A 9,871-nucleotide genomic window follows, 5' to 3' on the forward strand; every position below is an offset into this window, starting at 1 on the left:
CACCACCCATATCCTTGCCGTGCCGCATCCAAGAGCGGGCGCCGAATATTGGAGGTACCACCTCATGCTGATCGCTCAGCGCCCGACTCTCACCGAAGAGGTCGTCGACGTATGCCGCTCCCGGTTCGTGATCGAGCCGCTGGAGCCGGGCTTCGGCTACACCCTCGGCAACTCCCTGCGCCGCACCCTCCTGTCGTCTATCCCCGGCGCTGCTGTCACGAGCATCCGGATCGATGGCGTGCTGCACGAGTTCACCGCCGTGCCCGGCGTCAAGGGGGACATCACCGAGCTGATCCTCAACATCAAGCAGTTGGTCGTCTCCTCGGAGCACGACGAGCCGGTCGTGATGTACCTGCGCAAGCAGGGCCCCGGCCTGGTCATCGCCGCCGACATCACCCCGGTCGCCGGCGTCGAGGTCCACAACCCCGACCTGGTCCTGGCCACCCTCAACGGCAAGGGCGGGCTGGAGATGGAGCTGACCGTCGAGCGCGGTCGCGGCTACGTCTCCGCCGTGCAGAACAAGCAGGTCGGCCAGGAGATCGGCCGGATCCCGGTCGACTCGATCTACTCGCCGGTGCTCAAGGTCACCTACAAGGTCGAGGCGACCCGTGTCGAGCAGCGCACCGACTTCGACAAGCTGATCGTCGACGTCGAGACCAAGCAGGCCATGCGCCCGCGCGACGCCATGGCGTCGGCCGGCAAGACCCTCGTCGAGCTGTACGGTCTGGCGCGCGAGCTCAACATCGGCGCCGAGGGCATCGACATGGGCCCGTCCGTGACGGATGCCGTTCTCGCCGCCGAGCTGGCGCTGCCGATCGAGGAGCTGGAGCTTACGGTCCGCTCGTACAACTGCCTCAAGCGTGAGGGCGTCCACTCGGTGGGTGAGCTCGTGGCCCGCTCCGAGGCGGATCTGCTGGACATCCGCAACTTCGGTGCGAAGTCGATCGACGAGGTCAAGGCAAAGCTGGCCGGCATGGGCCTGACTTTCAAGGACAGCCCGCCCGGGTTCGGCACCATTGCTGCCGCCGGCGCTTTTGATGTCGGCGACGCCGGGTTCGTCGAGACCGAGCAGTACTGACAGGGTGGTTCACGAGGTTCGGCGCTGGCGGGGCACGAGCCGCCAGGGGCTGGCGTTCGGTGACGGCGGCGCTGAACTCATCGAGCTGTGCCCGCTGCGACACCCCCTTCGCAGATGACCCGCATGATCACGGGTGACCGGCCGGATCGAGTCGACGTTGGCGACTCCCGGCCTGACCCTTCAGGGACCTCGATGGCGCATACTGACCCCCTATGACGAAACGATCCGCGCCCCGGCGCCACCTGTCCACGAGCCCCTTCAAGGCCCCGGTCGCTCCGCTGGCCAAGCATTTTGCCCTAGGCGAACGGGTCTCACACGACCGGTATGGCCTGGGCAAGGTCATCGGTGTCGAGGACGAGACCGCGATGCTCGTCAACTTCGGCTCGCACGAAGTCCGAATCGTCAGCCCGTACACGGGACTACACAAGCTATGACCTCGTGAGCTGGCCTGTCACCGATCAGGATTCGATGCGACCGCGTGACCTTCGGTGGGCTGGGCAGTCCGCGCAGACTGGTGTGGCCTCGCTCTGAGCTGGCAGTTAGTACTGCAACCGCTTTTATCTGCGACGGCGAGGGATCAAGGCGACCATCGCCCAGCCCGCTGACCAGCGGGCCACGCGCCAGCGGAAGGGCCGGGCCGGCGGAAGCCCTCCGGCCTTCGACAAGGCCCAGTACCGCCGCAGTGCCGTCAAGCGATGCGTCAGCAAGTGGAAGCGGCACCGCGCAGTGGCCAGCAGGTACGACAAACGTGACTACATCTTCAACGGCTCCCTCGCCGTCGCAGCAATCGTCATCTGGCTCCGCGACACCGTCCAAGAGCCATCAGAAACGACCTGGCCCTACAACAGCCTGCGGCCAGAAAGAAGAAACGACGCGGCGCTCAGCCTGCCAACGGGGTGGATGAACGTCCGCCCCTGCAAAAAACACGAGAGCCCCGGACCGAATCGGTCCGGGGCTCGCTTCGCCTGCGTCACACACGGCAAATGCCGCGGAACAGCAGCCGGTCCGGCAGAACGGACCCGACGGCACCATCAGCCTCAGGGCCTGAGTACGAGGACACGGGCAGGCTGCCCGCGAGATGAGGCTTCCGCACCGCTTCGGCCACGACGTGGTGTCCAACAAGTGGGAGACGCACCACCGCCGACCGGGCTCACGCCGGCCCGTGCCCCACACTGGTCCATGCTCCCAGCGCCCGAGCGCCTCGGCTAGCGCGAGCTGCTCCCGCACACGATCACTCCGATCGCTCCCTGCACCTGTGGTCGGACCGCGTCTCCCACGCTCCCCTCTCCAACTGTGGCTTCGGGGAGTGCCGGTGTGCCCAGTAGGGCGCGCAGTTTGTCGGCGTCCTGGTGGGCGGGGTCGAGTCAGGCGCTCCCGTCAGCTGGGGCGATGGTCAGCGGCATGCGGGGGTGGACGTGTCCGGCGGCGTCGGTGACTTCGGTCGTGATGATCGTGCAGGTCGTCCACCACGCCCCTGGCGCGTCGTCGTCGGCGACGTCGGGGTCGCGCCAGTACTCGTACAGGCCGGCGAGCGCCATGACCTGTCCGTCCTCCGGGCTGATGAAGTACGGCTGCTTGCGAGCCTTGGTCATCTCGGTTGCCGCGACGGCCTGCCATTCGTAGAAACCGTCGGCCGGCAGCAGACAGCGGCGCTTGGCGAAGGCCCGCCGGTAGGCCGGCTCCGAGCGGGCCCATGCCGGCTCATCTGCCCCGCAGCGGAACTGTGAACTCGCCGGACATACCGAAGTCGCCCGCAATACGGTCGAGTTGTCCGTAGTCATATGCGACGGGAAGTTTCGGGTGGGAGAGGGACCGGTGGCCGAGCGCGGAGTCCGGACCGCACCGGCCGCGCTTCGCAGTCACTGCCCGGCGGAGATTGCCTTCGTCAGCGACATCGTCGGGCGTGTACTGTTCCCGGCATGACGAAGAGAATCGAGTCTTCCTCCAACCAGTGAGCGTGGCCCACGAGCGCAGTGCGCTCGACCGCCCGGTTTCCCTGTTCGTACACGCACATCGACTGTCCCGGCTACATCCGGTCGGACCGCTGCCTGACGGCGGCCGCCCCTGGCCCGATAGCGGCGACCACCCGACTGTTCCCCCTACGGAACGCAGGCTCGCCTTGGCCGCCGTACTGCGGGAGTTCATCGGCGATCCGGCCCTGTCGGCCATGGACCTTCACGAGCGGTGCACTCACCTGGATGTCAGCACCAGGAACGTGACCCGAGCCGTGCGCGAGCTGGCACCCGAACCCACGCAACGGCTCCTTGATGCGGCCCGCTGGCTCGTCAAGAACGGCTGGGATCGGCGCGCGGTCCTCGTCGGGCTGGGTCTGCTCTGCGGCCACGCCGAACAGCGCGATGTCCCGACGATCAAGACCGTCGGGTTGCTGCGCTTCGCCGACCAGCTTGCGGTCGAGACTCTCGCGAAGATCCCGAGTGCGGCACACGACCTCATCTGGCTCGCTGAACGATCACGGCCCTATCCACGGGTCCTAGCAGTCCGGGCGCTGGCCGGGCATGCGGACCCGCTCGTGTGTGAGTGGGTGTTGTCGACGCCCAAGGACATGCTGTCCAGCGACCTCGCGCGGCAGATCGCCGAGGGGTACGGGCTGGCGGAGATACTCGGCCGACCAGCGGTCGGCGACGTCCCTTGGGACCATGCCGGAAACCTCCTGCTCGCGATGACCAGTACGCACAACTACCAGTCCGAGATCAGCCGATACCAGGAAGCCCCCGTCGCCTATAAGCGCTGGGTCGCCCTCGCCGACCGGCGACCGGCGACGTTGGAGCGAGCCGCCCGGTTGACCATGGTCGCCCAGGACCTGTGCACGGGGCCGGCGGCCCCGGTGGTCGGCGGGCTTCGCCGACGCCTCATCGACCAGATCAACCACGTACTGTCCTCCCCACCGTGGGCCGAGATCCTGAACCGCAGTGCGGGGTCCAGCGACCCGATCGAGGCCCGGCGCGCCGCGTGGATCCTGAGCGAGGCCACCCGGAACGACATACCAGAAGGAAGGTTCGCGATCCGGGTCGTGGTGCCCGATCCGAATCCGGTCGGCTTCCCCCGAGTAGAGGCCAGGATCGCGATCGACGGGATGCCGATCGTGTCGGCCGCATTCGACAAGGGACCCGCCGAGAGTCCCGAGCGGCTGGTCCACAACGGGCGGCTCAGAGCCACGAGCAAACCGAAGGAAGTCATGCTCGCCGAGGCGTACTGCACAGAAGGGTGCTGCGGCGGGCTCTACGCCACCATCGTGCGCGAGGGAGCCGAGGTGGTCTGGAAGGACTGGCGATCCTCGATGCCGGGCGATCCACCGCAGGAGGTCAGGTTCGGCGCGACAGCGTACGACCGGGAGGTCACCCGGGCCGAGCGGGACCATAGTTGGGAGTGGCCGGCCCGGACGGTGGCCCGGCTGGTGGCTGACCACCTCCGCGCTGACCCGACAATCCTCGGCCGGTGGGACTGCGCACCCGGCTGGTGCACAGCTTGGCTGAAGGAGTACGACACCGCGCGCCTGACGTTCAACCACCCGGCTCGCACGGGCTCCTTCGAGGAGCCTTCCCTACAGTTCGGCCTCGTGGTCGACGTGCGCGGGCGGGCCCCGGAAAGCCTCGCAGCCGAGATCATCGAGGCGATGAGGAACACAGACCCGAAATCGGTCGCAGAAATGATCGGCGGTAGCAAGGACGGTGCTGAGAAGCTCGGGCTCGTGTACAGGAAACCGAGCCGCTGGTAGCACCCGTGGGGAGCTCGGCGAAGCTCCCTCCTGGCTCACCCACGATCCGTCGACGAGAACAGCAGAGCGCACGGAATTGTCGCCGTCCGGCTGCGTCTTCGCCCGCCGAGGGTGCCTGGCTACTTGCCCCTGAACAAGGATTTGGGCTGGCGACGGGGTCGGAGCTGTTGGACGGTACCAGGCCGCCGGCCTGCCGTTGTCCCTGCCTCACCGGCTGAAGGTGGTCATTCGGGTGCGGTCTGCCCCCCGCCGCAGGTGTGTCGAGCAGCCATTCGTCGAAGCTGGCCGGGCGCCGGTGCCATCACCTCGCGTCGTGCTCCTGCGGCCGCTGTTCGGTGATCTCGCCGTCGGGTGTCAGGGTGAACCTGGAGCCGCGCTTCCGGACACGCTCCCCCGATCCGTGTGATGCGCTGAAACGGCGGGCCAGGCCGCCGAAGTTATCCAGGGCTGGGCCCAGTTCTCACAGGTCAGGCAATCGCCGCCATTGCAGGCATGCAAGTCGCTACACCACAGCCGCGCTGATCTCCGTGTCGGCGCCCGGGCCCGACCTTGGTTCGGTCGAACCAAGGTCGGGCCGACTTCGCTGAGCGTGGCGGGCGCGGGTCAGCAGCGTCCGGTACGGACGTGCTGTTTCCGTCTGTGGGCGCCCCGGGCTGGGGCTGGATCGGCCGGCGGAAGCCGCCGGTATCGCACTTATTGTCGATAAGTTCATGTCATAGACGGTTTGGCAGCATTTAGCCCTGNGCTGTTTCCGTCTGTGGGCGCCCCGGGCTGGGGCTGGATCGGCCGGCGGAAGCCGCCGGTATCGCACTTATTGTCGATAAGTTCATGTCATAGACGGTTTGGCAGCATTTAGCCCTGCGCTCCGGCCGCTTGGGCAGGGATGGTGAGCATGACCTTGCAGGCCATGAGAGAGGACGTCGCACATGCCTCAGCTCCCTGACCAATCAGGGAAGGCCGTTACGAGATCAGGGCCGCCTTCGGCATCGGCGCCTGGACGGTGACAGCCGCTCCTGCCGTGGACCACGGGGCATCTCGGGGCTGGCCAGCCCTGGTGCTCAACCAGCGGCGCAGAACTCATTACCCTCTGGATCCAGCATGATCCACCAGCGTCCGGCCGGGCCCTTGTCAACCTCGCGGACGCGGGTGGCTCCCAGCGACTCCAGCCGCGCCACCAGGCCGTCCAGCCCGCCGGGCCCACTGTGGACGTCAAGGTGCAGGCGGTTCTTGGCAGCCTTGCCCTCGGGCACATCCTGGAACAACAGCCGTCGGCCGTGGCCGGTGCCGCTGAGCTCGTCGAACGGGTCCTCGGGATGCCGGATGGCTGCGTAGCCACGGAAGATCCGGCGGCCGCGGTGCTCGGCCACTGCGTCCTCGCCGATGTGCCCGGCGGCCAGCAGGCGCTCGATGAGCGCGCTGGGATCTTCCACCTCGTATTCCAAGGCGGCGGCCCAGAAGTCCGCGAGTGCCGGCGCGTCCCGGGTGTCGAAGACCAGCTTCCAGTGCAATGCCATGGCCCACATATACCTGCCGGGTCTGACACTCGGGGCTGACCTGTCAGGAGGCGGCTGCCAGGATGCCGCGCAGGGTGCTCGCGACCCCGGCCCGCCCCCACCTGTACCGAACTCGCCAAGCACGGTGCTCACCGGCCAAGTTGAACAGTTTCCGTGACCGGTGCCGGGTACAGAGAGCTTCGTGACGTATAACGAGGAACGCGATACCCCCACTGCTGCCGGCCGACGAGACAGCAGCAAGAAGCCGTTTACGGTCTTTCCCTCGCTTCACCTGCTCGCCGGCCGGGTCGTGCACTTGGTCCAGGGCAGGATCGAAGGGGAGCGCGTCAGCGAGGGCCCGCTCGCACTCGCCCGGGCCTTCCAGGACCAGGGCGCCAACTGGCTTCATATCCTGATCCCGTTTGAGAAAAGCGACCAGGTCGACTGGGAGCAGATCGCCGGCCTTGTCGACGCTCTGGAGCTGAAGATCCAGTTGGCGACCGGCTACACCGTCACCGACGATGCCTCACTCGCACGGGCTCTGGCGACCGGGGTCGAGCGGCTGAATCTGGGCACCGCGGCCCTGGCCGACCGCCGCTGGTGCGCGCGGGTGATCACCGAGCACGGCGGGCGCATCGGTCTGACCCTGCCCGTGTGGTGCCGCCCCGACGGCCCTCGCCTGGCCCAAGGTGGCCTCCTGCAGGACGGCGGTGACCTGTGGCAGATCGTCGAGGAGTTCAACCGCGCCGGCTGCACCCGCTACGCGGTCACCGACATCGGCCGTGAAGGCACCATGACCGGCCCGAACCTGGAACTACTGCAAGAAGTCGGCGCGCGGACCGACGCGATGGTCATCGCCGCCGGCGGCATCGCCAGCCTGGCTGAACTGCGGGCCGTTGCCGCCCTGGACGGCATCAACGGCCTGATCATCGGCAGGGCCCTGTTCACAGGCGCGTTCACCCTGTCCGACGCCCTCGCCACGTCTGGGCATTCACTGCCAGGGCGGTGAACCGCACGGCCGGGCTCCTCACCGAGTACGACCTGACCTGGCCCGGACTCACCTCCGGTCCGCGTTCGTAAGCCCTGCGGCCGACCCACATACGTTCTGTCGTGCGTCGGTCGCAGGCGACCGCGAGCCAGTGCACCGGACCGGCGTAAAGCCCGGCCTGCCCGGTTGCGCTGGGACGACGACGCTGCTCAATACCTCAGCGTCGGCTGGTACCGCTCCAGCCAGGCGGCCGTGTCCAGAGCCCGCTCCATGGCGGCCGCAGCTGTCGCGGTGGGATCGCGCAGGGCGGTGGTGAGCGCCGTACGGTCGAAGATGTCGAAGACCGGGTGGCTCGGGTCGGGCAGCAAGTCGGCGGTCTGGCGAAGGAGTTCGGTGCGGTAGCGGGTGCCGTGGGCGTTGGGGTAGTGACTCTTGCGGCGCTCCAGGACGGTCTTCGGCAGCAGGTCGCTGACAGCGTCCGTCAGCAGTCCCTTCGGTCGGCCGTACGGGGTCTTCAGGTGCCAGGGGACGTTGTAGACGTACTCGACGAGGCGGTGGTCGCAGTACGGGACCCTCGCCTCGACGCCGGCCGCCATGCTGAGGCGGTCCTTGCGATCGAGCATCATCGGCAGGAACCGCGTCAGGTGCAGGTGGGAGGCCACACGCAACCAGTACTCGCTGGTCGGCTCGGCTTTCTCCCGGCTCACCTCGGAGACGGCGCCTGCACACGAGTCACGGAGGTAGACGTCCCCGTCGAGGACCGCGTGGAACTCGGGCCGGTAGAACGGGAAGGTGTTGGCCCACCTGCCCCGGCCGCCGGCGATCCAGGGGAACTCCTCCAGGACCCGCCCGGTCGGCTGGTGGAACCACTTGTAACCGCCGAACAGCTCATCCGCGCCCTCACCGGATAACGCGACGGTTGCCCCCTCCCGGACGCGACGGAACAGCAGATACAGCGACTTGTCGATGTCTCCCATACCGGTCGGCAGATCGTGCGCTGTCACCGCCGCCAGGCGCACCTTCCCATTGAGCAGGGTCACAGGATCCTGGGCGATTTCGTGGTGCGCCGCGTGGACATGCTCGGCGACGAGCCTCGCGTACGGGGCGTCCGGCTCCGGCCTCGTGCTGGACGGGGCGAAGGTGTCGTCGTCCACATTCACCGCGTAGCTCGTGACCCGTTCACCACGCCGGTACAGGCCCCGGGCCGCCAGGGCGGTGACCGCGCTGGAGTCCAGACCGCCCGACAGCAGCACCCCGAGCGGCACATCGGCCACCAACTGCCCGGCGACCGCCTCCTCCAGCAGCCCCCGGACCGTCGCCATCGTCTCCTTCTCGCCGTCGACGTGCTCGCGCCGCGCCAACGACCAGTACACCCGCTCTCGTTCGCCCTCTGCGTCGAAGGTCAACACGTGACCAGGGCGGACCTCCCTCATCCCCGACCACACCGCGTGCCCCGGCGTTCGGCTGAACGTGAACAGCTCCCGCAGACCGTCGAGCCCGATGATGGGCTCGACCTCGGGATGCGCCAGGATCGCCTTCGGCTCCGAGCCGAACACCAGCCCGCCGGCCAGCGGCCGGTAGAACAGCGGCTTGATCCCCAGTCGGTCCCGCACCAGCGTCAGCCGGCGCACCCTGGCATCCCACACCGCGTACGCGAACATCCCGACCAGACGCTCCGGAAGCCGCTCGCCCCACTCCAAGTGCCCGCGGAGAACCACCTCGGTGTCGCTGCGGGTCGTGAACCGGTGGCCACGGGAACGGAGTTCCGCCCCGAGATCGGCGAAGTTGTACACCTCACCGGTGTATGCCAGCACCACCGCACCCGCCATCGTCTCCGCGGCCATCGGCTGTCCACCGCCGACGAGGTCGATCACCGCGAGCCGACGATGTGCGACGACCGCGTCCCCATCCCCCCACACTCCGCCCGAATCCGGCCCCCGAAGCGCCAGCGTGGCCGCCATCCGCTCCACGGTCAGCCGTTCCCTTGAGAGATCCCGCCCGAAGCACACCCATCCGGCCAGCCCGCACATCGACGCCGCCTCTCCCTCGACCACATGATCGGCCAAGAGCCTGGCACACGCCCTCGAAGACGGCCGGTGGTTGGCGGTCTCACACCGACATGCGGTCCGCATTGGTAGGAACGAAGGCGGCCCCGCGCCGACCTCTTCACGGAAACCGCCATCCTCTGGTACGGCGGGTTGGCACACCGGCTCGGTGGCTTCCCGGCTGCACCGCCGACCTCTCCAGTTGTGGACCCATATGCACCGCGTTTTCGACAGCGCCGAACCCACCGCGAAGTGGACCGGCCGCGCCATCTGGACGCTGTTGACTGCGGGAGCCTGCCTGGTGTTGGGCCGCGTAGCCGCCTGGGCCTCCCAGGCTGCAGGCGCGTCCCCACATCGGACAGCGTGGCTCGCTGTCCTGATGCTGGCGGCTGTGTTCTCCGTCGCCCTGGTCGCAGTCGTCCCCGGGCCGGGCCGCACCCGCCGGCCAGCGCTCCTCGTCGTTTGTAGTGGCTGGTGCGGGCTTGGTGTTGGCGTTTGCGGCGCCAGTGGGACCAGTGCAGGACGTGGCTG

6 protein-coding genes and 1 pseudogene are annotated in these 9,871 nt (G+C 68.1%); 4 read left to right on the forward strand and 3 right to left on the reverse strand.

Translation table 11 applies throughout. The annotated features are described in order from the left end of the window. The first annotated feature begins 64 nt into the window (after window positions 1–64). On the forward strand, window positions 65–1,078 hold the full coding sequence (locus tag ACO1BR_RS41520) for a DNA-directed RNA polymerase subunit alpha (RefSeq protein ID WP_426800307.1): 1,014 nt from the start codon (window positions 65–67) through the stop codon (window positions 1,076–1,078). Window positions 1,079–1,290: 212 nt separating this feature from the next. After that, the gene (locus ACO1BR_RS41525; protein WP_426800308.1) at window positions 1,291–1,512 is read left to right on the forward strand and encodes a hypothetical protein; all 222 of its coding nucleotides are present in this window, start codon (window positions 1,291–1,293) and stop codon (window positions 1,510–1,512) included. Window positions 1,513–2,283: 771 nt separating this feature from the next. Here the strand turns inward: ACO1BR_RS41525 and ACO1BR_RS41530 are convergent. Beyond that, window positions 2,284–2,760 (reverse strand): annotated as a pseudogene (locus ACO1BR_RS41530) (SOS response-associated peptidase family protein); the annotation flags it as partial. A gap of 437 nt (window positions 2,761–3,197) precedes the next feature. On the opposite strand from ACO1BR_RS41530, the gene ACO1BR_RS41535 reads away from it, so the two are divergent. Next, window positions 3,198–4,814: a hypothetical protein gene (locus ACO1BR_RS41535; protein ID WP_426800309.1), complete on the forward strand. Its 1,617-nt coding sequence runs from the start codon at window positions 3,198–3,200 to the stop codon at window positions 4,812–4,814. Between the two features lie 1,058 nt (window positions 4,815–5,872). Here ACO1BR_RS41535 and ACO1BR_RS41540 read toward each other — a convergent pair. Further along, window positions 5,873–6,328, reverse strand: coding sequence for a VOC family protein (locus tag ACO1BR_RS41540; protein WP_426800310.1), 456 nt, complete (start codon window positions 6,326–6,328; stop codon window positions 5,873–5,875). 181 nt (window positions 6,329–6,509) lie between these two features. Here ACO1BR_RS41540 and ACO1BR_RS41545 point away from each other — a divergent pair, with 181 nt between their 5' ends. Beyond that, entirely contained in the window at window positions 6,510–7,316 is an 807-nt protein-coding gene (locus tag ACO1BR_RS41545) for a HisA/HisF-related TIM barrel protein (protein WP_426800311.1), read from the forward strand. 188 nt (window positions 7,317–7,504) lie between these two features. On the opposite strand, the gene asnB is transcribed toward ACO1BR_RS41545, so the two are convergent. Continuing rightward, window positions 7,505–9,361: an asparagine synthase (glutamine-hydrolyzing) gene (gene asnB / locus ACO1BR_RS41550; RefSeq protein WP_426800312.1), complete on the reverse strand. Its 1,857-nt coding sequence runs from the start codon at window positions 9,359–9,361 to the stop codon at window positions 7,505–7,507. Between the last annotated feature and the right edge of the window lie 510 nt (window positions 9,362–9,871).

It is taken from the genome of Streptomyces sp. YGL11-2, assembly GCF_050054615.1.
In the GTDB taxonomy this organism is placed as follows: domain Bacteria; phylum Actinomycetota; class Actinomycetes; order Streptomycetales; family Streptomycetaceae; genus Streptomyces.

Bases quoted from the DNA above. Each gene is read 5' to 3' on its own strand.
- ACO1BR_RS41520 (WP_426800307.1), top strand. From the start codon at position 65: ATGCTGATCGCTCAGCGCCCGACTCTCACCGAAGAGGTCGTCGACGTA.
- ACO1BR_RS41525 (WP_426800308.1), top strand. From the start codon at position 1,291: ATGACGAAACGATCCGCGCCCCGGCGCCACCTGTCCACGAGCCCCTTC.
- ACO1BR_RS41540 (WP_426800310.1), bottom strand. From the start codon at position 6,328: ATGGCATTGCACTGGAAGCTGGTCTTCGACACCCGGGACGCGCCGGCA.